This window comes from Paenibacillus sp. S28, assembly GCF_016624415.1.
GTDB lineage: Bacteria > Bacillota > Bacilli > Paenibacillales > Paenibacillaceae > Paenibacillus_AQ > Paenibacillus_AQ favisporus.
Window position 1 is genome coordinate 42,294 of the sequence record NZ_JACVTM010000002.1, and the last position, 21,171, is coordinate 63,464.

Genomic DNA, 21,171 nt, shown 5'->3' on the forward strand with positions numbered 1-21,171 from the left:
CAACGCATTGGGCAGCCGGATCTTCCACTGTCTGAGAAGCGGCTGAGCGGAGGGGCGATTGCTGCCCAGGAATCAGATTGCGATTTTTCCGGTTTATGGTAAAATCTTCACCGATACAAATGGCTATTGAGATCCATGATGAAATAAAAGGAGCATGCCCTTGAGAAATGTAACGGTGGGAATGATTATACGAAGGCTGCTAATTTTTGCTTTTGCCGCGCTGCTGCTGTTCCAGCTGGTCGACTGGCTCCCATGGAGAGACGGCAACCGGCTTATGATCGCGGACTTGAAAAACGACGGCCGGGTTACGGCGTATCCGGTGAACCGGAAGCTGAATATCGATGACGATACATTTACCATAAAGGAGCTGTACACCACCTCCAAGCGGACCGCGATCCGCTACGCCTTCCGCAAAAAGGTGAGGGATGGGTGGTCCTTCCCGACGGCTTCCGTCAAGCTGCTGGACGCGTCAGGAAAAGACCTGATCCAGCACGGGGCGAGCAGCACCGGAGTGCCATGGGGAGAGAACGGATGGATCTATTTTGACCCGCTGCCTGCGGGGACGAAGAAGCTAAAGAAGCTGACCCTCCGCTATGATTGGTATGACCGGCAGAGTGAGATGCCGATTCTCCTGGAGAAGGAGGAGAGCACCAAATGAAGATCAGCAGGCTGGGCGGAGTGCTGGAATGGTGCGCGGTTCTGATTTTGTTCATCGTCCTGCTGTGGGTATCCGGACTGGATCGCGGCAGCTTTACGGCGCAGGGCGCCCATGAGCTTTCCGAGCAAAGCTATCATTACGGGCCGTCCAAGGTCGTGAGGAAGGTTCAGGTGGATCAGGATACGGTGGTGTTCCTTGGCACCTACAAGCAGTGGTTTTCTGCCGATACGGTCACCTGGAGCCATTTTAAATGGCACCCCAGTGGAGGTGTTGCCGGTGTGCCCAAAAACCCGGAAAAACCGCTGACCTACAGCTGGGATGTTAAGAGCACCGGGTCGGATGGCGGGATGGCCAAATTTTACGGTTATGTCAACGATCCCGACATCGTTACCGTGGAACTGGGTGTGGTGATGGAGGACCGCGGCAGCAATACAGCGACGTCCGGATCGGAGCGGCAGCGCATATCGGATGACCGCATGTTCCTGTTTGTGTGGAAAACGGAGGGACGGGATTTCTCATGGCAATCCATCAAAGGACTGGACCGGGAGGGAAAGGTCAGGTACGAGCATAAGCTGCAGTAACGCCGCAAAAGTCGCAGCACGGGGAACATAGGTCGTCTCAATTCCTTTCCCCGGTCCCCGGGAATCTGAAATCCCTATGGTAAAATGCCTCCGGATTATGATATACTGAATATCCTTTTTAAGCGCGGCTTATGGATAAACCTTAAGCATTGGCTTACAAGAGCAGGAGCGGTTAACCCGCTCCTTAATACTTTTAGGAGGTAACTGAAATTGGAGACCGATTTTCAAAGTGCCTATCAAGAGGAAGAGAGTAGGCTGAATGCGACGATCGCTGAGATCGACCGCCAGCTTGAGAGGCTGCGCGGCATTCCGGTATACACCGGGCATGATTTTACGGAACAGGTGCTGGAAGCGGGCCGGGAAGAGAAGCGCCAGTCCCTGGCCAAAAGCCTGATGGAGCCTTATTTCGGCAGGCTGGACTTCCAGGAAGGAAGCGGGGAACGCAAGCCGCTCTACATCGGAAAAATCGGCGTAGACCAAGCGGAGGTCGGCGACCAGCCGATGGTCATTGACTGGCGGGCGCCGGTGGCCAGCCTGTTCTATTCGTTTACGGGCGGGGAAGAAACGGCTTCGTACGAAGCGCCTGAGGGTATCATCGAAGGGCTGGTGTATTTGAAGCGGAACGTGGTGATCCGCAAGCAGATTTTGGAGAGGGTGGCCGATACATACAACCGCGAGAGCGACCAGCCCGCCGTGTCCGACGAGTTTCTCGTGTACCGGCTGGGCGAGAACAAGGACAACCGCCTGCGGGACATCGTCTCGACGATCCAGGCGGAGCAGGACCGGATCATCCGGGCCGCGCGGAACACGGCGCTCATCATCCAGGGGGTGGCGGGAAGCGGTAAAACAACCGTGGCGCTGCACCGCCTGGCTTTTCTGCTGTACCAGTACAAGGACCAGGTGTCGGCGGACAAAATGATCATTTTTGCCCCGAACCATATGTTCCTGGATTACATCTCCGACGTGCTGCCTGAGCTCGGGGTCGGGGATATTCAGCAGAGCACGTTTGCGGACTGGGCACTCCAGCTGCTGGGACTTGACCTTCCACTGGCCGATAACGAAGAAACGCTGCGGTATTGGTTCGAGACGCCGGGGGGCATGCCGGAAATCACCGATAACGTGCCGGGACGGTTCAAGGGGTCGATTGGATTCATGCAGATGATCCGTGACTGCTTGTCGTCTATGGAATCGAGTTCAGTGCCTCCTGGCGATTTTATGCCTTGGGAAGGGGCAACCTTGGCTAGAGAGACGATTCTGCATTGGTTCAATGAGGAATATAAGCCGTACCCGCTGGCGAAGCGAAAAGAAAGGGTCATGGCCAGAATCCACCGCTGGATCGAAATGGAGCTGAAAAAGTCGGCTTCGGCGGCAGCGCTCAAGGACCGGAAGAAGAAGGCGGCGCAGCGTGAAAAGTCGTATGCGAACAAGTGGCCGAAATACGAGCCGCTGCTGCTGTACAAGCAGATGTTCAAAGCCGTCAAAACCGCCGGCGGCTGGTCCGAGGAAGCGCTGAGCGGCATCCCTGCCGCGGTGCTGAAATCTACCCAGTCCGACTTGAAAAAGGACGTCATCCGGGAAGAGGATCTTCCGGCTCTCCTTTATATGCACTACCTGCTGAACGACATTACGGGGGAGCAGCGCTTTGACCATATCGTCATCGATGAAGCGCAGGATTTCTCCCCGTTTCAGGTGGCGGTGCTGGACTTGTTCGTGCGGGGACATTCCTTCACGATTCTGGGCGACTTGTCGCAAGGGATCCATGCCTACCGCGGCGTCCACAGCTGGGAGGAAATGAGCTCGCTGTTCGCGCCGGAAAGCACCGCCTACTTTGCCCTGACGCGAAGCTACCGCTCGACGATGGAAATTATTGAATTCGCCAACGGCATCCTGGAAAATGGCGTGAAGAGCGATCTGCTCGCCGTACCCGTCTTCCGCAGCGGCAATCCGGTGCGCATTCTTCCGTATCATACGGGAGAAGCGGGGAGGGTGCGCTCCCTTCAGGAAGGGCTGCAGCAGCTGGCCGGCGGCGATTACCGGACGGTAGCCATTCTCACGCGGACGCTGGCCGACGCCGCCCGGCTGCATGAGCAGCTGGCCCCTGGAATACCCGACCTGCATTTGATAGACGGTGGCAAAAAGGCGTATGAAGGCGGTTTATCGGTTCTACCAGTGTATTTGTCCAAAGGTCTGGAATTCGACGCGGTCATTGTGGCCGATGCGGATCTTGCCCATTACGGCGATCAGGCCTGGGATGCCAAGCTCATGTACGTCGGCTGTACGCGCGCGCTGCACGAGCTCTGGATCATGCATGAGGATGCAGTGCCGCAATATTTGAACAACCCGCAGGAAGATATCGTCACAAGCGGGTGGAAATAGCATCGAACGAGACCGTTCCTTTCTCAAGGGACGGTCCTTTTTTCGTGATAACAGTTGCAGCCCAATTTTTGAAAATACGATTGACAGTACCTGGGAGGGAAGATATACTGAAGACAAATGAATGAATGATTCATTCATAAAAATGGGCAAAGGCGGTCGATCGAATATGAATTATACGGTACGGTTCAACAATAGCCGGACGCTTGAAGGCAAATATATCGTGACCACGGGAGCGACCAGCGGCATTGGTCGCGCGGCGGCAAAGGCATTGGTGCTCAAAGGGGCGAAGCTGGGCATCGTGGCCCGCAGCCGCAGTAAAGCCGCTGAATTGTCGGCAGAGCTGGGTAAGATGACAAACGGGGAAGCCCAGGTAGACTGCTTCATTGCGGATATGTCGTCCCAGCAGGATATCCGCCGCGCAGCGGCCGAAATATTGAACCGCGTTCCACGGATCGACCGCCTAATCAACAACGCGGGAACGATGTTTGTCAAGAAGAAGCTGTCCGAGGACGGTCTGGAAATGACCTGGGCGGTGAACCATCTGGGCCCGTTTCTCCTGACCAGCCTGCTGCTGGATCGGCTGATAGCGAGCGGCGATGCCCGGATTATTACGACTTCCTCCCATGGTCATAAAATGGCGAGAAGGGGCATTGACTTCAACGATATGAACGGTGACCGCCTGTACAGCGGACCAAAGGCGCTTCTCGGAGGCGCGAATCTCCGCTATGGCCAGAGCAAGCTGGCGAACATTTTGTTCACCGCCGAGCTGGCCAGACGGCTCAAGGGTACGGGAGTTACGGCCCACTGTTTTGATCCCGGTCTGGTGGCGACCAACTTCAACCAGGATAACGGAGGGCTGGCCCGGCTGACGATGGCCTGCATGAAGCCTTTTTCCCGAACGCCTGAACAAGGGGCCCAGACGCTCGTATGGCTCGCAGAATCATCGGAGCTTCTGCTGAAGAGCGGCGGTTATTACGCGGACATGAAGCTGCAGACGCCTTCCGATGCTGCGCGAGATGAAGCCGGCGCGAGCCGTCTATGGCAGGTGAGTGAAGAGCAGACCGGACTCCTTGCCGGACCGGGCTTACGACGGATACAATAAAAGCAGGGATGACTGATAAAAAGGAGGGCGCCAACGTGGCACCGCTGAACGAGCAGCAATTGGAACAAATTCATGATGAACGCAGGGAACAGATCAAGAAGGCGGCGCTCAAGGTGTTCGCCCGGCACGGAATCAACGGAACGAAAATGAGCATGATTGCCGCCGAAGCAGGAATCAGCCAAGGGCTGTCTTACCGCTACTTCAGCTCCAAGGAAGAGCTGTTTACCGAACTCGTGCAGGAGGCGATGGAGGAGGCGCAGCACTCGATGAAGGAGCTGGGGCGTATGCCGGGCAGCCCTGCCGAGCAAATCCGCGTCCTGACGGAGGCTATGCTGGAGGGTGACAATAAGGATGCCTTTCTGCTGATCCACCAGACCCAAACCTCGAGCGATGTTCCGGAGCGGGCGAAGGAAATGATCGGGCGGTATTCGCCGGAGGATACGATCGAGCAGCTGGTCCCGATTCTGGTCAAAGGCCAGGAAGCAGGCGAATTTCGCGAAGGAGACCCCCGCCGGCTGCTGTTTCTTTACCTGTCTGCGCTGACGGGCTTAATGCTGCAGGAGGTACCGGGACAGCCGGATTATTGGCGGAATGAGAGCGGCCTTCTGATGGGAATTCTCCTCCGGTAGCCCGGTGCAGAAGCGGTGGTGAGGAATATCCTATCCTTATTGAAGAGGTAAAGAATATTTATATCCGTTCTTTCACTTGCTGGAATTCCCAAAATATGAGTTAATAAAGGTGTCGGACGGCCGACGATTCTGTATGAAAGGAGGCTGATGCAATTTGATCACACAATACGAGGTGGTCTTCGCGTAAGCGAAGCCCCGCAGTATCGGGGGGCCGATCGGCTCCCCTTATACCGTTTTATTAAAATATATGGGTACATAATTCGAAAGGAGGCGAAAACAGCATGATCCAAGCATTTAGCGGGTTTGAAACAACCGTCGGAACTGGACATCTGTTGAAGTTTAAGGAGGACGTTTATCGTGAATTACAAAAACGGGAGGGATGTGCTTCCCCCTAGTTTGCTGAAGGAACTTCAGAAACATATTGAGGGCGAGCTGATTTACATCCCGAAGAGAAGCAACGAACGCGTCGGATGGGGTGTAAACAGCGGGACACGGCAAATGATCGAACGCAGAAACGAGGAGATCTTTGCTCTTCATTGCCAAGGTCATTCAATCGAATACTTGAAACAGGCTTTCCACCTGTCTCAGGAGAGCATCCGTAAGGTGATTTTTAAGAAACGGTCGGAACACGCCGCGGATGCCTCGAAACAAAAAGTGTCGGCACGCCAGTAGGCTATAACACCTCCCCATCTATGCGTAAAATAGATCGGAGGAGAAATATATGATGGAACACCACTATGTACAAGAGAAATTGATGGAATACAAATACGCGGATCTGCACAGACGAAGGAGCCGGTTGCTGCGTGCAACGGAAAAACCTGTGGAAAGCACGGTACAGGTGCATGTCGGATGGATCAGTCCATGGCCAGGTATGCTCTCGCGTTTGTTCCGCTCCAAAATGCGGCAACAGTAAAGAGTGCGCGCAGCGTTAAACCCTCTTTTTCATATGCTCGAAATGGCTCAGCAGGCGGGCCGTTTCTAAAGAAACCGTTCGGATGCTGAACGGTTTTTTGCTGTTTAAGATTATAGAATTTATAAATTTCAGCGAAGCTGAACCATTCTATAATCGCAAGAAAAACTTCAGCAAAACGCGGTCTGTCTTCTTTGAAAGTACGTCGATAGACGTTTTTCTTATGCCCGGGAGTCCGGCTCTTTCCTTCTTTTGGCTGTGGTTACAAAGCAATAGCATCGGGGCTAAGCAGTAAGGTACAATGAAGAGGGGGCATATTCAAGCGGTTACGAAAGCAAAAGGACATGCTGCACCCAGATATCCGTGAACCGCGAGGTGATGCAATGAGTCCGAAAGGTTTGACGGTCAGGGAGATGCTGAAGCTGCCGGTGATGGAACATGCGCAGCTGATCAGCGGGGAACGCGGCCTTGACCGTATCGTACAATATATAGATATTTGGGAGGTTCCCGATATCGGAAATTGGCTGCGGGAAGGCGAGATGGTGCTGACGACAGGCTATTCGACCCGGAACGACCCGTCGCTGCTGGTCGAAATGATCGAACAGCTCGCCAAAGTGAACGGGGCGGGGGTGGCCATTAAGCCGGAACGCTTTATTCCCCATATCCCGCAGGAAATGATCGATAAAAGCAACCAATACGATATTCCGATCATTCAGCTTCCTATCGGGATGGCTTACATTGACATAACATATCATGTTATGGATCAAATTTTAAACCGGCAGGCCGTGCTGCTGAGGCGGGCCGAAGAGGTCAATAAGGCGCTGACCCGGCTGGTATTGAACAATAAAGGCATTCAGGTCGTCGCTGACAACGTCTCGGAGTTAATTGATTCGCCGATATGGATCATCGGTAAGGCCGGAGAGGTGCTGGCGTCGTCGCCGGAAGGGTACCCTTACCGGTCTTCGGGGAAGCATCACCAGTGGGAGGTTAGCGTCGACAACAAAATGCTGGGTAAATTCGTGGTGGAGAAGCGGGAGCTGAATGAGCTGGATCTCATGCTGATTGAGCAGGCAAGGCTCGTTTTCTCGCTTGAGCTGATGAGGAACAAAATCGCCAAGGACACGGAAAACCGGCTGCGGGGCACGTTTTTCGAGGAGCTGATTTTGAACACGGTGTCCGATGAGCGGGTGACGGCCTCCAGGGGGCGGCAGCTCGGTCTTTCACCCGAATGGCTGTGGGAAGTGGCTGTCGTAGAGGCAGATGAGCCCTTTTACAATGAGGACAGCTCTGTCGTCACCAATATTCAGGCGTTCATTCGCAAGGAGTCCGCCGCGCGGAAAGTCCGGTCCCAGCTCCAAATCCATGGGGGAAGGATCGTATTGTTTCTGCCCTCCGCCAAGCCTGCGGGACAGGACCGCCGGATCGTGGACAAGGATGTGACGCTTCCATGGTGCGATGCCCTTTCCGGGCAGCTGAGCTCTTGGGAAGGAGTGCGGATGGGCATCGGCCGTCCGGGCTCCCTGGTCGAGGCGCACCGAAGCTATGGCGAAGCCCGAACGGCGGTGTCAATCGGATACCGGCTGAACCAGGAGCGCCGGATGTTCACTTACACGGAAGTGGAGATGATTCACCTGCTGCAGGAATCGACCGACCCTGCCCGCCTGAACCGGTTCGTTGAGGAAAAGGTAGGCGTGCTCGCTGAACATGACAGGACCCACGGCACAAATTACGTCAGGACGCTATATCATTATATGGCGACAGGCGGCAGCCTGAACGAAACGTCGTTGCGAATGTTTATTCACCGCAATTCGGTAAATTACCGGATGGACCGGATTAAATCGATTCTTGATCTGGATTTGAACAATCCAAGGTGCCGTTTCGAATTGTACTTATGTACGACATTTTATTTATTAAATCATTAGCGGATCAAAGCGACCCTTTGTGCCATGAGCACAAAGGGTCGCTTTCAGTTTTGGGGGATGAGTACATTGTTCCATCGGGGTGAAAGGCATAAAATCTAATGTAATATATTTTAACATCAATAGTTTAAAGGAATGAAGGGGTGATCGACTTGATAGGATTAATTCGTGTATTTACGGCGAAAGATAATGAAGTGCTGCAAGCGCATGGAAACATGATTCAAGAGCAATTTGAAGTCCCTGTCATGAGCAGAAGCATACCTGATCAACCGCTGGGCATTTACGATGATGCGTCGGAGGAAGCAGCCCTTCCAAAAATCGTAGAGCTGGGCATCCAGATGGAGCAGGAAGGCTGCCGCCTGCTGATTGTCAGCTGCGCCGCCGATCCGGGCGTCCGGGAATTGCGTAGCCGCGTGTCGATCCCCGTCATCGGGGCCGGAAGCTCGGCTGCTTTGGTCGCTCTCTCGCTAGGCGAGCCCATCGGATTAATGGGGATCACCGAAGGGATCCCGCCGGTCATGAAAGTATTGCTGGATGAGCTGATCGTAGGATACTCCCGGCCTGAAGGCGTGACCAACACGACGGATCTGCTGACGGAAGCGGGACGGCAGAAAGCGCTTGAAGGAGCACGGTCCCTGGTGGAGAAGGGTGCAAAAGCGATTGTATTCGCTTGTACCGGTTTCTCTACTATTCATTTTGCCGATGTGATCCGGAAAGAGCTGCAGGTTCCCGTCGTTGATATCGTCGAAGCGGAAGGCCTGATGGCCGCCAACTATTATAAGCAGATTATTTCCGCTTCCTGATCTGCTCGGATTTGCCAGTACTGTATTACCCTGATGCGAGGCGGTGGAATCTCCCTTCTCATACGGTCCTTCAAATGCGGCCTGCAATATAGATTGAACTAAAGAAATGAGAGTTAAAGTGCCAAGTGAAATTCATATATATTGGAGGCGTTATCATGAGCGAAGTAAAACACGAAGCAGAACAAGCAGGCGGCAAAGAGAAGCACCCCAGCATTTTTGAGCCCTTTGGCTTGATACTCAACATCGTTACCGCCATCCTGGGTGCCATCGTCGGGATACAAATCGTTACCACGCTTGGTGTTACGCCGAATACGGCTATTATCGGAGCGCTCGTGGCGATGCTGATCGCGAGGATTCCGATTGCGGTCTTTAAAAAATACAAGTCGGTACACCGGCAAAATATGGTGCAGACTTCGATATCCTCGGCCACGTTCGGGGCGGCCAACAGTTTGTTTATTCCGATCGGCATTCCGTTCGTGATGGGGGAGACGAAGCTGATCGTACCGATGCTGATCGGCGCAGCGATGGCCATGTTCGTGGATGCGGCGCTGCTGTACAAGCTGTTCGACTCGAAGCTGTTCCCCGCGTCAGGGACATGGGCTCCGGGCGTAGCGACAGCCGAATCGATCATAGCCGGCGATAAGGGCGGCAAGCGCGCCGGACTGCTCGGCGTCGGTACGGTACTCGGACTCATCGGTTCCTATTTCCACATATCGATGTCGGCCTTCGGCGTCGCCTTTATCGGCAACATCTGGGCGCTCAGCATGTTCGGCATCGGCCTTCTGATCCGGCAGTATTCCATTCTGTGGTTCAACATTAACGTGGAGGCTCTCTATATCGCCCATGGCGTCATGATCGGCGCAGGGATCGTCGCCCTCGTTCAAGCCGCGATTCTGATTTTCAAGCGGCCGAAAAAATCGGAACGGGAAGCTGACGATTCGAAGTATACCCGTACGGAGGGTGAAGCGAGACGCTCCCTGGGACTGGGCTTTGTCGCTTACCTGATCATCGCACTTATTATCGCCATCATCGGCGGCCTGATGACGAAAATGTCCCTCGGCATGCTGATCGGCTTCCTGTTCTTTGCGGCCTTTGCCGCGTTTGTACACGAAATTATCGTCGGCATCGCGGCCATGCATTCCGGCTGGTTCCCTGCCTTTGCCGTCGCGTTCATTACGCTTTTGTTCGGCATGCTGATCGGCTTTCCGCCGGTGGCGCTGGCCCTTTTGGCCGGGTTCAGTGCCGCTACGGGCCCGGCGTTTGCGGACATGGGATACGACCTGAAGACTGGCTACATTCTGCGCGGCAACGGGGAGGACCCCGAATTTGAAAAGCGGGGCAGAAAGCAGCAGTACATGACAGGCATGATCGCCTTCGGCGTAGCCGTGATCGTTGTTGCCCTGACGTATAACTCGTACTTCTCGCAAAAGCTCGTTCCGCCGATCGATACGGTTTACGTATCGACGATTCAAGCGGGAACCTCGGGCGACGTGGCGATGAAGCTGCTGCTGTGGGCCATTCCGGGCGCCATTCTGCAGCTCATCGGCGGTGCCAAGCGCCAGATCGGCGTCATGTTCGCGACAGGCCTCCTCATTGCGACGCCGAACGCCTGCTGGGCGGTCCTGGCGGGTCTCTTGATCCGGATTGTCGTCCTGAAAGTGAAAGGCAAGGAAGCCGAGACACCAATGAGTATCCTGGCGGCCGGATTTATCGCAGGGGATGCGCTGTACAGCTTCTTTAACTCGATATTCAAAATCAGAAAGTAGGTGCATACACCAATGGCACGTATACCTTTGGATGAAAACATGATGGAGAGCGCCGTTTATGGCGGCGCGGTCCTGGGCGGCGGCGGTGGCGGCTGGATCGAGGAAGGCCTGCAAATCGGCCGGCTCGCGCTCGAGCTGGGACAGCCGGAACTGCGCACCATCGACGAATTCGCCGATAACGACACGCTCGTAACCGTATCGCTGGTCGGTGCACCAGGGGCAAAGGATAAGTATCTGAAGCCCATTCACTACTCCAAAGCGCTGGACATGCTGGCCGGCTTGCTCGGCAAGCCGATCTCGGCCATTCACACCAACGAGAACGGGGCCGGCACAACGGTCAACGGATGGCTGCAGTCAGTCATTACCGGTATTCCGCTGGTCGACTTCGCCTGCAACGGCAGAGCGCATCCGACAGGCACGATGGGCGCCCTGAATCTAACGGAGGTGGAAGATTACGTGTCCCACCAAACGGCCATCGGCGGTAAAGGTGACAACTACCTGGAGTTCAGCATCTCCGGCTCCCTCGGCAAAGCGGCGTCGATGGTCCGCAAGGCTTCGGTTGAAGCGGGCGGCCTGGTCGCGGTGGCGAGAAATCCGGTGACCGCAGCCTATGCGAAGCAAAACGGCGCTCCGGGAGCCATCTCACAGGCGATCGAAGTCGGCCGGGCGCTGCTCGGCGCCAAGGGCGAAGCAGCTATCGAAGCGGTTGTCGCCAAGCTCGGCGGCCGGATCGTAGCGGCTGGAGAAGTGACGGATTTCCAGATCGAGACGACCGGCGGATTCGATGTCGGGACCGTGCAGATCGACGGGTTCGAAATGACGTTCTGGAATGAATACATGACGCTGGAAAAGGACGGGGAACGCTTCGCGACATTCCCGGACCTGATCATGACCCTGGACGCCAAGACGGCCAGACCCGTCGTGACCGCCGCTTTGGAGAAGGGACAGCAGCTCGCCGTGATCGTCGTGCCGAAGGAGAAGCTGCTCCTCAGCACCACGATGCGCAACAAGAAGCTGATGCTGCCGGTGGAAGACATTATCAAGAAACCGGTTCTGAATTATTTGTTCTAAATCGTTACGGATGGTTCGAAAAGTACAGAGAGAACACCCGCACAACAGACAGAAGATGGAGGTATCGGTCATATGACACTCAAGCAAACGATGATTTCGCTGGACGCGATGGATGATGGCTATGTAACTGGAGAGAAGGTCAAAGCGCTGTTCGTCGACTATGCGGAGATTTCCGCCCACGTACAAAAAGTAACCGGCGAAAAGGGAAGCACCGATTTTATTAAAATCGTCATTCCGGGAACCGAGGGCAAGTCCAAGGGCGGTTCTGTTCCGACCCTCGGCATCGTTGGACGCCTTGGTGGCATCGGCGCCCGTCCAAGCCGGATCGGGCTCGTCTCCGACGCTGACGGAGCAGTAGCGGCGGTTGCTTCCGCGCTTAAGCTCGCGGATATGCAGGTCAAGGGAGACCGCCTCAAAGGCGACGTTATCGTGACGACGCATATTTGTCCCGACGCCCCGACCCGTCCGCATGAGCCGGTAGATTTTATGGATTCGCCGGTTGATATCGGTGCGATGAACGCCCACGAGGTGCTGCCGGAAATGGACGCGGTCCTCTCGATCGACACGACGAAGGGCAACCGGGTCATCAACCATAAAGGCTTCGCCATTTCGCCGACCGTCAAGGAAGGTTACATTTTGCGGGTGAGCGAGGACCTGCTGCGCATTATGGAAATGACGACGGGACTGCTGCCGGTGACGTTCCCGATCACGATGCAGGACATTACACCTTACGGCAACGACCTGTACCACATTAACTCGATCCTGCAGCCTGCCGTGGCCACCTCGGCACCGGTCGTCGGGGTAGCCGTAACGGCCCAGTCGGTCGTGCCGGGATGCGGCACGGGGGCGAGCCACGAGATCGACATCGCCGCCGCGGTCCGCTTTGCGGTGGAAGTCGCCAAAGAGGTCACGAACGGAACCTGCGCGTTTTATAATCCGGATGAATATGACCGGATCGTCAAGCTGTACGGTTCGATGAAGGTGCTGCAGACGGCGGGGAATGCCTGAGTCAGCACGGAAGAGGGAAGAGGCCAAACGGCTGTCTTCCCTTTTTCAGCAGGGAGATCCCCGTTTGGGGACGATTCAATCATGACGTAACCAGGGGATCACGGACAATGTGGAATGGGGAAGCCTCATTCGATATCGATCATGGTGAAGGAGGATCAGCGGTATGACGAAACTGGGGGTAATTACGATCGGGCAGGCGCCGCGGAAGGACGTTACGCCGATTCTGGAGGAGCATTTGCCAAGCCGGGTGGACATCGTTCAGGCCGGCGTGCTGGACGGAATGACCAAGGAAGAAATCGACGCAAAGCTGAAGCCGGAGGAAGGGGACCATACGCTCACCTCGCGGTTAACGACAGGGCAGTCGGTCGTCATGGGAAGAAGCAAGATGCAGCCGCTCCTTCAGCAGAAAATTTATGCCATGGAAGAGCAGGGCATCCGGCAGATTTTGCTGCTGTGCACAGGCGTATTTCCGGGACTCGCCACCCAATCTTCCTATTTGATCGAGCCGGATCATATCATTCCCCCGGCGGTGAAAGCGATGGTCGGCCCAAGACGATTGGGCGTCATCGTTCCGCTGGAGGAGCAGAAGGACAGCATGAACTCGAAGTTTGAGCTTCATGGACTGCATCCGGTGTTTGCCGTTGCTTCGCCGTACATTGTTGAGGAAGGGAATTTCGAAGCGGCCGCACGCACGCTGAAGGACCAGACGGATCTGATCCTGCTGGACTGCATGGGATATACGGAGGAAGCGCGCCGCATCGTGGCCAAAGCCTCCGGCTTGCCGGTCATTCTGTCGAATGCTATTATGGCTAAAATCGTATCGGAAATGATTTGAGCCGGTCGAGCCCTATTTTTTATATGGAAGGAAGCTGTTTCGCAATGAATGAAAAGATCGTTGAAATTAGTATGAACACGTTGGCCGATTGCCTTGGCTTGAAATCCGGAGAGACTTTTCTGGTCGTTACCGATGAGAGCCGAAAGGAGCTGGCCGAAGCGCTGCATGAAGCCGGAAAACGCCTCGGAGCCGAGTCGATGCTGGCTGTCATGAAGGAGCGCGCGAAGTCGGGAGAGGAGCCGCCTGAGGCGATCGCGGCCGCAATGACCAAAGCGCAGGTCGTGGTGTGCATTACGAAGCACTCGCTGACGCATACGCAGGCCCGCAAGCAGGCGGCAGCCGCCGGAGCGCGTCTGGCTACCATGCCGGGCATCACCGAGGACATGTTCCTGGAAGGAGCCATTGCCGCCGATTATACGCAGGTCAAAGCGCTGACCGAAAAAGTGACGGATATGCTGACAGGCGCCCAAACGGTGCGCATCGAGAAGGACGGCCGTTCGCTGGAGTTTTCCATCCAGGGGCGGGACGGGGTGCCCAGCACGGGCATGTACCTGGAGCCGGGACAATCCGGAAACCTGCCTTCGGGTGAAGCCTATATCGCTCCAGTCGAAGGAACGGCCGAAGGTCAAATCGTCGTTGACGGCTCCATTGCCGGCATCGGCAAGCTGTCGGGCCCGATCGTGCTGACCGTGGAAAAGGGACGCCTGACCGCGGCCGAAGGCGGACCGGAGGGAGAGAAGCTGCTGCAGATGCTCGGCGACGGGGACGGCCGTCTGCTTGGCGAGTTCGGCATCGGCACGAACGAGAAGGCCCGGATCACCGGTGTCGTGCTGGAAGACGAGAAGGTGTACGGCACCATCCACGTGGCCTTCGGCAGCAACAACACGTTCGGCGGCGTCGTCGCCGCAGGCGTGCATATCGATTGCGTCGTCGGTAAGCCGGATGTGTATCTGGACGGCCGTCAAATCATGAAGAATGGGGAATTGAACGCCTGAACCCTATGATGTTCTAGTGGAATGCCTACTGCTTGAGGGGGAGAGACATGGGACGGAACATGATACGAAACCGCTTTGAGCTGGAGGGTAGCGTGCCGGACGAAACGCACCTGAACGGAACGATCCAGGTTCTGACCAGCCATGAGTCCGTCCGGGGCTTTACGCCGGAGGAGGTGCCGCCGGCCGTGCTTGAAGCGATCCTGACGTCCGCCAGAAGCGCACCTACTTCCTCCAACCTCCAGGCTTACAGCATCATCGTTATCCGGGACGCGGACCGGAAATCGCGAATTTCGGCACTGTCGGGCCACCAGGGGTTTATTCAGGAAGCGCCGGTGATGCTGATTTTCTGCGCGGACATCCATCGGCTGAAATATGTGACGCAGCGGCAGGGCTACGACTTTAAGGCGGACACGCTTGAAATGTTCCTGCTGTCTTCCGTCGATGCCGCACTGGCGATGCAGAACGCCCTGGTCGCTGCCGAAGCGCTCGGTTATGGCGCCGTCCCGGTCGGGTCCGTCCGCAACCATCCGGAGGAGCTGGCGCTTGAGCTCGGCCTTCCCGAGGGAATGTTTGCCGTGGTCGGCCTGGCGGTCGGCCGGGAGCGTGAAGGGGTACGCAGAGGGGTGAAGCCCCGCCTGCCGATGAGCGTTACGGTTCATGAAGAACGATATTCGGCCGCCGCATTGGACGAAGGGCTGGAGGCGTACGATGAGCAAATGATATCACGCCGTTCGTATGACGGCCGCCGGGTCTCGATTGCCGGCGAGCCGGAGAAGGAAGGATCGGATTATGGCTGGTGTGAGCACACGGCCAGACGCTGCACGCGACCGGAGACGATCGCGGCATCGTCAAGCTTGAGAGAGAATTTACGGGAAGTTTTGATGCGGAGAGGATTTTCCTTGCGTTAGGCGAGAGGGGGATAACACCATGGATGTACTGGAAACCATCAAGGCAAGGCGCAGCGCGCGTTCTTTTACTGGCCAGCGGCTTGAGCCGCATATCGTGGAGGCGATCGAGGAAGCCATTCTTCACAGCCCGTCGGCGAGCAATGCGCAGGAATCACATTTTGTCATCGTTCAGGACGAAGTGCGGATCCGGCATATCAAGCGGTTTGCGCAGGGACTGTCGGGGCAGCCGGCGGCGGTGGTCGTTCTCTGCAGCAACCATCAGGAGTCGCTGGCACGGGGCGGAGCAGACAGTGCCGACATGCTGCGGTTCATTAATTTGGGGGTCGCCGCTTCCGCGATCATGCTCACTGCTCAATCGCTCGGCGCGTCCAGCTGTCCGGTCCGGTCGTTCCACGCACCGTCCATTGCGGCCATCACCGGTTTGCCGGAGGAAGTGAAGCCCGAGCTGCTGATCAGCCTCGGCTACGCCGACAAGCCGCCGCGTCCGAAAACGTCCAAGCCGCCGAAGGAGATGATTTCATTTGAACGCTACGGAAACTAGCCTGGGTGCAGGGGATATGCGGGAGCGAATGCTGGATTTTGCGGCCTATGTGCTGACCAGCGCCCGCGCCCTCTACCGCGAGCCCCAGTCCTACGGGCCGATGCGGCTCGCAGATACGCTGGAGAAGGGGCTGGAGCTGCTGCAATCCGCCGGGTTCCGGGACGAGACGGTGGAGCAAGCCATGGCTGCTGTCCGCGAATCCCGGCCGGTGGCGATGACGGACCCTGATGGCTTTGCCGAAGCCTTGGACCGGGCGATCGCCGTGCTGGTCCAAGCGACGCTGGAGGGGAAGCCCAAAGCTTAGCAGCTCGCCGCAACGAACGAGAGCCGTTGTTATTATTACACCGCAGTCCGGCTGGCCGGCTCTGCGGTGTTTTTCGTCATGCGGGCCATTATAATAAAGGCATGACCATCCATTTTCTACAAAGAAGGAGAACAACGAACGATGCAGCATCAGGTGACGGAACATTGGGACGAAGCGATGTGGCAGCAGGCGGAGCCGGTTTATGAGGAGGCTTTTCCGGAGCATGGGCGGAAAACGAAAGCGATCATCATGCGCATGTTTGAAAGGGGACTGTGTGCACTGCACGTCTGGAGCGAAGGCCAAGCCGCAGCGGCCATGGCCCTGACGGGGACGGATGCCAAGGAAAACCTGCTGGTCATCGATTATATTGCGGTACGGGGAAGTTCCAGGGGATCAGGTGTCGGACTTGCCTGCCTCCGGGATTTGCGTGAATGGGCCGGCAGCAGGGGTTATAGAGGTATCGTGATTGAAGCGGAAGCCGATCCGTCGGAAGAAAACGCCGGCAGAATCGCCTTTTGGAAAAAGGCCGGTTTTACACAGGCGGCGTACGTGCATTCGTACATTTGGGTACCTGAAACGTACCGGGCGATGTACCTCAGCCTTGATCCCGAGCATCCCGTCGAATCGCATGACGGCGGCGAGGAGCTGTTTCAGTCGATCCTGCGCTTTCACGAAAAGGCCTACCGCCGTCCGAGCAAGTCATGAGCGCACCGCCTGTTCGCCCGGAAACAGAAGGGAATGAACTCTCCCGGCCGGGTATGGTATGATAGAAGAACAGCTTTGGTCCGCAGGGACAAGCATTTTAGACTTTCAAGGACGTGAATCGAATGGACTTATTTTCTTTCCAGCAGGACGCGAATCCCGGCGAACGGCTCTTGGCCGACCGGATGCGGCCGACCACGCTGGATGAATATATCGGGCAGGAGCATATCGTAGGTCCGGGCAAGCTGCTCCGCCGGGCGATCGAAGCCGACCAGGTATCCTCCATCCTCCTGTACGGGCCTCCGGGATGCGGCAAGACGACGCTCGCCCATATTATTTCGCAGCATACGCAGGCGGACTTCGTCCGGCTAAACGCGGTAGACGCTTCCGTCAAGGATGTCCGCGAGGTGATCGACCAGGCCCAGACCAATAAATCGATGTACGGAACGAAAACGATCCTCTTTCTGGACGAGGTGCACCGTTTTAACAGCTCGCGCCAGGACGCGCTGCTGCCTGCGGTGGAGAAGGGGACTATTATTTTTATCGGAGCTACGACCGAGAACCCGTTCCATTATGTGAACGGCGCCTTGATGAGCCGCTCGACGCTGTTCCAGCTCCATCCGCTTACGAAGGAGCATTCCATGCTGGCAATGAAGCGGGCGCTGCAGGATCCGGACAAGGGGCTCGGCTTCATGAACCTGAAGGTCGATGAGGAAGCTCTCGATCATATTGCGACGATGGCGAACGGGGATATCCGGCGCGCGCTGAATGCGCTGGAATTGGCGGCGTTGACGACGCCTCCCGAGGCAGACGGAACCATCCATATCACGCTCGAAGTGGCGGAGGAGTCAATCCGCCGGCCGATCGTGCGCGCGGATGAGTCGACCCAGTATGACGTGCTTTCGGCGTTTCATAAGAGCATCCGCGGATCAAGTGATGCCGCGCTGTTCTGGTTCCTCTACGCGGTGGAGAAGCTGGGCATGGACCCGATGGTGTTCATCCGCCGGCTGATTGCCGCCAGCAGCGAGGATATCGGGCTGGCAAACCCGCAGGCGATGGTTCAGGCCGTCAGCGCGCTGGACGCTTACCGGAACAACGGCTGGCCGGAGGCGAAGCTGAACATCGCACAGGCGATCCTGTTCGCGGTGGAGAGCCCCAAATCCAACCGGGTCTATACGGCGATTTCGAATGCCATGTCCGCCATGGACGAGATCAAATCCGCGGAAGTGCCGCTTCACTTGCGGGATACGCACTATAAGGGCGCCGTCAAGCTGGGCCATGAAGGGTACAAATACCCGCATAATTATCCCGGCCATTATGTGAAGCAGGACTACCTGCCGAAGGAAATCGCCGGCCGGGTATTCTATGAAGCGTCGGAGCAGGGCAACGAGGCGAAAATCCGGCATAACCAGCAGCTCCGGAAGGATCAGTCTTAAACCGCGGTGCCTGGGAACATACTTCGATTAGGGATTAGTTTTGCGATGACAGCAGGATAATAATGATGGCGGGGAGAATCTTTAAGGACGGCATGCAAAAAAACCGCTGGCCCTCGAAAGAGCCGGCGGTTTGCACATATGCTTTGCGTTTAGATGGCAGCTTCGTATTGAACTTTTTCCACCTTGTCGATCGTTCCGCCGCCCAGGCACACATCGTCCTGGTAGAACACGACGGCTTGGCCGGGTGTAATGGCCTTTTGCTTCTCGGCAAACGCAACGTGGACGCTGCCGTCCGGCAGCCATTCCAGCGTAACCTTCTGGTCGGGCTGACGGTAGCGGAACTTGGCGGTGCATTGGAAGGGCTCTTTGGGCACGGCCCCTTGTCCCGCGATCCAGTTCACGCCTGAAGCGATGAGTCCGGTGGAGTACAGGCTGGGATGCTGATCCCCCTGCACGACGTACAAAATGTTCTTCTCTAGATCCTTGTCGGCCACGAACCATGGTTCGCCCGAGCCGGAACCGCCGATACCAAGGCCTTGGCGCTGTCCGAGCGTGTAGTACATGAGGCCGTCATGGCGGCCTTTGACTTCGCCAGTGGAGATATCGACCATTTGGCCGGATTGGGCAGGCAGGTATTGGCTCAGGAACTCTTTGAAATTGCGTTCTCCGATAAAGCATACCCCGGTGCTGTCCTTTTTCTTGGCGGTGTAAAGCCCGGCTTCCTCCGCAATTCGGCGGACCTCCGGCTTAGGCAGATGTCCGATTGGGAACATCGCCTTCGACAGCTGCTGCTGATTGAGCGCGTTCAGGAAGTAGGTCTGATCCTTGTTGCTGTCCACGCCGCGCAGCAGTGTATAGACGCCGTCCTGCTCGACAACGCGGGCATAATGGCCGGTGGCTACATATTGGGCGCCCAGATTCAGCGCTTTCGTCAGAAATTCGCCGAATTTAATCTCGCGGTTGCACATGACATCGGGATTTGGTGTGCGGCCCAACTTATATTCATCGAGAAAATAGGAAAATACTTTATCGTAATATTCCTTTTCGAAGTTCACCGTGTAATAAGGAATGCCGATCTGCTCGCAGACGCGGCGGACGTCCTCGGCGTCGTCTTCCGCGGTGCAGTTGCCGAATTCATCGGTGTCATCCCAGTTTTTCATAAAAATGCCGATGACGTCGTAGCCCTGCTGCTTCAGAAGCAGCGCGGTGACGGATGAGTCGACACCGCCGGACATCCCGACGACGACACGTATATTTTGATTATCTGTAGACAAAAGTCATCACCATTTTCATATGAGATTGTGCCCATAGCATCTATTTTAACACATTTGTCCACAGATCACACCACATAGGTTGTCCACCGGTCGCGAACATTTCTTTGTTTTGTCATTGTTTTTTAAACCAAAACGGAGCCGGATATGTTAACATAGGCTAGGGAAATGATCGGAATACGCAGATATGGAAAAGCTTACATAAGCTGTATTCTCTTGGATTAACCACCGACCTGTTGAACCAAAGCCATTGATAACGATACATGAGTAAGAGCTAATAGATTGAAACTCAAGTTTCGAAATTTGAACCCCTTGTTGTAATAGGCTTTATCCAAGCCGTTCAACATGAAGTTTTTGAGTTCATTCTATATAGATACCATGAATTTCACTTGAGAGAGGTGCCACCTTTGAAAATATCGACAAAAGGCCGTTACGGCTTGACAATCATGATGGAGCTTGCCGCCAAATACGGCGAAGGGCCGACATCCCTAAAGAGCATTGCTGAGAAAAACCAACTTTCCGAGCACTATCTGGAGCAGCTGATCGCTCCGCTCCGGAACGCCGGACTCGTTAAGAGCATCCGCGGCGCTTACGGCGGTTACATCTTATCGCGTGAAGCTTCCGAGATTACAGCCGGTGATGTCATTCGCGTGCTCGAGGGGCCGATTTCGCCGGTCGATTTTACAGAAGAGGATGATCCGGCCAAACGTAATCTTTGGCTGCGGATCCGTGACGGAATCGCCAACGTGCTGGATTCGACGACGCTTGCCGACCTGATTTCCTACCAGGAGAAAGAGACGTCCGAGAACTATATGTTCTACATCTAGACTACAAGCTGCAGCCACTCGCCCCTTGCGAGTGGCATTCGGCTTTGCAAACGGCGTACCTTCTGGGCGTACCTTCCGTAAGGATAGTCAACTTCCAAAGTTTTGTAAGTAAATGTTTTCCAAATTAAAAACAGACCCGCTTCGGCGAGTCTGTTTCCGGTTGTTACTGTTGACGGAACTGGTTGTTGAACCCCGTTTGGAAGCCTTGCGGCTGCTGCGTTTCCATATATCCCGATACCGGCTGGGATACGGAGCTCACCATTTGCTGGGCCAGGCTGGAGATTTGCTGCAGCTGTTGAATGGCGCGCTGGTGGCCTTGAAGGGCGGATTGAATCATTTGCGACGTTTGCTGCTCACGCTGAGCGAGCTGCTCCAGCTGCATCGCATTTTGCTGCTCCTGCTTCAGCATTTGCTGGTAAGCCATAGAAGCTTGTTGAGTTTGCTGCGTCAGCTGATGAATGATTTGGTTGATTTGCTGGGATTGGGAATACGGGTTCATGTCATTACCTCCATATCGGGATTGGATTAC

The 21,171-nt window shown here is 55.8% G+C and carries 22 protein-coding genes; 20 read left to right on the top strand and 2 right to left on the bottom strand.

The features are described from left to right. Positions 1-160: 160 nt before the first annotated feature. The 19 genes from IAE55_RS04605 to IAE55_RS04695 all read left to right on the top strand — a co-directional run bounded on the left by IAE55_RS04605 (position 161) and on the right by IAE55_RS04695 (position 18,544). Complete coding sequence (locus tag IAE55_RS04605; RefSeq protein ID WP_200631207.1) at positions 161-658, top strand: hypothetical protein; 498 nt, start codon at positions 161-163, stop codon at positions 656-658. Then, positions 655-1,239, top strand: coding sequence for a DUF5044 domain-containing protein (locus IAE55_RS04610; RefSeq protein WP_200631208.1), 585 nt, complete (start codon positions 655-657; stop codon positions 1,237-1,239). The genes IAE55_RS04605 and IAE55_RS04610 overlap by 4 nt, the downstream gene beginning before the upstream one ends. Before the next feature lie 210 nt (positions 1,240-1,449). Then, complete coding sequence (locus tag IAE55_RS04615; protein WP_200631211.1) at positions 1,450-3,615, top strand: HelD family protein; 2,166 nt, start codon at positions 1,450-1,452, stop codon at positions 3,613-3,615. A 166-nt stretch (positions 3,616-3,781) separates the two neighbouring features. Continuing rightward, on the top strand, positions 3,782-4,717 hold the full coding sequence (locus IAE55_RS04620; protein ID WP_234489319.1) for an SDR family oxidoreductase: 936 nt from the start codon (positions 3,782-3,784) through the stop codon (positions 4,715-4,717). 35 nt (positions 4,718-4,752) lie between these two features. Then, complete coding sequence (locus IAE55_RS04625; protein WP_260986804.1) at positions 4,753-5,346, top strand: TetR/AcrR family transcriptional regulator; 594 nt, start codon at positions 4,753-4,755, stop codon at positions 5,344-5,346. Positions 5,347-5,703: 357 nt separating this feature from the next. Then, positions 5,704-6,018, top strand: coding sequence for a CD3324 family protein (locus IAE55_RS04630; RefSeq protein WP_076177008.1), 315 nt, complete (start codon positions 5,704-5,706; stop codon positions 6,016-6,018). A gap of 49 nt (positions 6,019-6,067) precedes the next feature. Beyond that, positions 6,068-6,259, top strand: coding sequence for a hypothetical protein (locus IAE55_RS04635; protein WP_200631215.1), 192 nt, complete (start codon positions 6,068-6,070; stop codon positions 6,257-6,259). A gap of 380 nt (positions 6,260-6,639) precedes the next feature. Continuing rightward, on the top strand, positions 6,640-8,178 hold the full coding sequence (locus IAE55_RS04640) for a PucR family transcriptional regulator (protein ID WP_200631216.1): 1,539 nt from the start codon (positions 6,640-6,642) through the stop codon (positions 8,176-8,178). Positions 8,179-8,327: 149 nt separating this feature from the next. Continuing rightward, entirely contained in the window at positions 8,328-8,978 is a 651-nt protein-coding gene (locus IAE55_RS04645; RefSeq protein WP_145157751.1) for an aspartate/glutamate racemase family protein, read from the top strand. 155 nt (positions 8,979-9,133) lie between these two features. After that, positions 9,134-10,744, top strand: coding sequence for an OPT/YSL family transporter (locus tag IAE55_RS04650; protein ID WP_200631217.1), 1,611 nt, complete (start codon positions 9,134-9,136; stop codon positions 10,742-10,744). Between the two features lie 12 nt (positions 10,745-10,756). Next, positions 10,757-11,815 (top strand): DUF917 domain-containing protein, encoded by a 1,059-nt coding sequence (locus IAE55_RS04655; protein ID WP_200631218.1) that lies wholly within the window; start codon positions 10,757-10,759, stop codon positions 11,813-11,815. A gap of 72 nt (positions 11,816-11,887) precedes the next feature. Beyond that, entirely contained in the window at positions 11,888-12,823 is a 936-nt protein-coding gene (locus tag IAE55_RS04660) for a DUF1177 domain-containing protein (RefSeq protein ID WP_200631219.1), read from the top strand. Positions 12,824-12,986: 163 nt separating this feature from the next. Further along, positions 12,987-13,658, top strand: a complete 672-nt coding sequence (locus tag IAE55_RS04665) for an AroM family protein (RefSeq protein ID WP_200631220.1) — start codon at positions 12,987-12,989, stop codon at positions 13,656-13,658. A 44-nt stretch (positions 13,659-13,702) separates the two neighbouring features. Next, positions 13,703-14,653, top strand: coding sequence for an aminopeptidase (locus IAE55_RS04670; protein WP_145157766.1), 951 nt, complete (start codon positions 13,703-13,705; stop codon positions 14,651-14,653). A 47-nt stretch (positions 14,654-14,700) separates the two neighbouring features. Beyond that, positions 14,701-15,561 carry an NADPH-dependent oxidoreductase gene (locus IAE55_RS04675; protein ID WP_200631221.1) on the top strand — a complete coding sequence of 287 codons (861 nt, stop codon included), beginning with the start codon at positions 14,701-14,703 and terminating at the stop codon, positions 15,559-15,561. A 19-nt stretch (positions 15,562-15,580) separates the two neighbouring features. Then, complete coding sequence (locus IAE55_RS04680) at positions 15,581-16,102, top strand: nitroreductase family protein (RefSeq protein WP_200631228.1); 522 nt, start codon at positions 15,581-15,583, stop codon at positions 16,100-16,102. Continuing rightward, entirely contained in the window at positions 16,083-16,406 is a 324-nt protein-coding gene (locus IAE55_RS04685) for a DUF6092 family protein (RefSeq protein WP_234489320.1), read from the top strand. The genes IAE55_RS04680 and IAE55_RS04685 overlap by 20 nt, the downstream gene beginning before the upstream one ends. Positions 16,407-16,547: 141 nt before the next feature. Next, the gene (locus IAE55_RS04690; protein ID WP_145157774.1) at positions 16,548-17,111 is read left to right on the top strand and encodes a GNAT family N-acetyltransferase; all 564 of its coding nucleotides are present in this window, start codon (positions 16,548-16,550) and stop codon (positions 17,109-17,111) included. 122 nt (positions 17,112-17,233) lie between these two features. After that, entirely contained in the window at positions 17,234-18,544 is a 1,311-nt protein-coding gene (locus IAE55_RS04695; protein ID WP_200631229.1) for a replication-associated recombination protein A, read from the top strand. Between the two features lie 149 nt (positions 18,545-18,693). Here IAE55_RS04695 and mnmA read toward each other — a convergent pair whose 3' ends face one another. Beyond that, positions 18,694-19,818 (bottom strand): tRNA 2-thiouridine(34) synthase MnmA, encoded by a 1,125-nt coding sequence (gene mnmA, locus IAE55_RS04700; protein WP_325168602.1) that lies wholly within the window; start codon positions 19,816-19,818, stop codon positions 18,694-18,696. 404 nt (positions 19,819-20,222) lie between these two features. Between mnmA and cymR the strand changes: the two genes are divergently transcribed. Then, positions 20,223-20,642, top strand: coding sequence for a cysteine metabolism transcriptional regulator CymR (cymR, locus tag IAE55_RS04705; RefSeq protein ID WP_076169637.1), 420 nt, complete (start codon positions 20,223-20,225; stop codon positions 20,640-20,642). Positions 20,643-20,805: 163 nt separating this feature from the next. Here cymR and IAE55_RS04710 read toward each other — a convergent pair whose 3' ends face one another. Beyond that, entirely contained in the window at positions 20,806-21,141 is a 336-nt protein-coding gene (locus IAE55_RS04710) for a hypothetical protein (protein ID WP_076169638.1), read from the bottom strand. Between the last annotated feature and the right edge of the window lie 30 nt (positions 21,142-21,171).

What these genes read in the sequence shown, in the direction of transcription:
- IAE55_RS04610 (WP_200631208.1), top strand. Translation starts at nt 655, where the DNA reads ATGAAGATCAGCAGGCTGGGCGGAGTGCTGGAATGGTGCGCGGTTCTG.
- IAE55_RS04620 (WP_234489319.1), top strand. Translation starts at nt 3,782, where the DNA reads ATGAATTATACGGTACGGTTCAACAATAGCCGGACGCTTGAAGGCAAA.
- IAE55_RS04635 (WP_200631215.1), top strand. Translation starts at nt 6,068, where the DNA reads ATGATGGAACACCACTATGTACAAGAGAAATTGATGGAATACAAATAC.
- IAE55_RS04640 (WP_200631216.1), top strand. Translation starts at nt 6,640, where the DNA reads ATGAGTCCGAAAGGTTTGACGGTCAGGGAGATGCTGAAGCTGCCGGTG.
- IAE55_RS04650 (WP_200631217.1), top strand. Translation starts at nt 9,134, where the DNA reads ATGAGCGAAGTAAAACACGAAGCAGAACAAGCAGGCGGCAAAGAGAAG.
- IAE55_RS04655 (WP_200631218.1), top strand. Translation starts at nt 10,757, where the DNA reads ATGGCACGTATACCTTTGGATGAAAACATGATGGAGAGCGCCGTTTAT.
- IAE55_RS04660 (WP_200631219.1), top strand. Translation starts at nt 11,888, where the DNA reads ATGACACTCAAGCAAACGATGATTTCGCTGGACGCGATGGATGATGGC.
- IAE55_RS04665 (WP_200631220.1), top strand. Translation starts at nt 12,987, where the DNA reads ATGACGAAACTGGGGGTAATTACGATCGGGCAGGCGCCGCGGAAGGAC.
- IAE55_RS04670 (WP_145157766.1), top strand. Translation starts at nt 13,703, where the DNA reads ATGAATGAAAAGATCGTTGAAATTAGTATGAACACGTTGGCCGATTGC.
- IAE55_RS04675 (WP_200631221.1), top strand. Translation starts at nt 14,701, where the DNA reads ATGGGACGGAACATGATACGAAACCGCTTTGAGCTGGAGGGTAGCGTG.
- IAE55_RS04680 (WP_200631228.1), top strand. Translation starts at nt 15,581, where the DNA reads ATGGATGTACTGGAAACCATCAAGGCAAGGCGCAGCGCGCGTTCTTTT.
- IAE55_RS04690 (WP_145157774.1), top strand. Translation starts at nt 16,548, where the DNA reads ATGCAGCATCAGGTGACGGAACATTGGGACGAAGCGATGTGGCAGCAG.
- IAE55_RS04695 (WP_200631229.1), top strand. Translation starts at nt 17,234, where the DNA reads ATGGACTTATTTTCTTTCCAGCAGGACGCGAATCCCGGCGAACGGCTC.
- IAE55_RS04710 (WP_076169638.1), bottom strand. Translation starts at nt 21,141, where the DNA reads ATGAACCCGTATTCCCAATCCCAGCAAATCAACCAAATCATTCATCAG.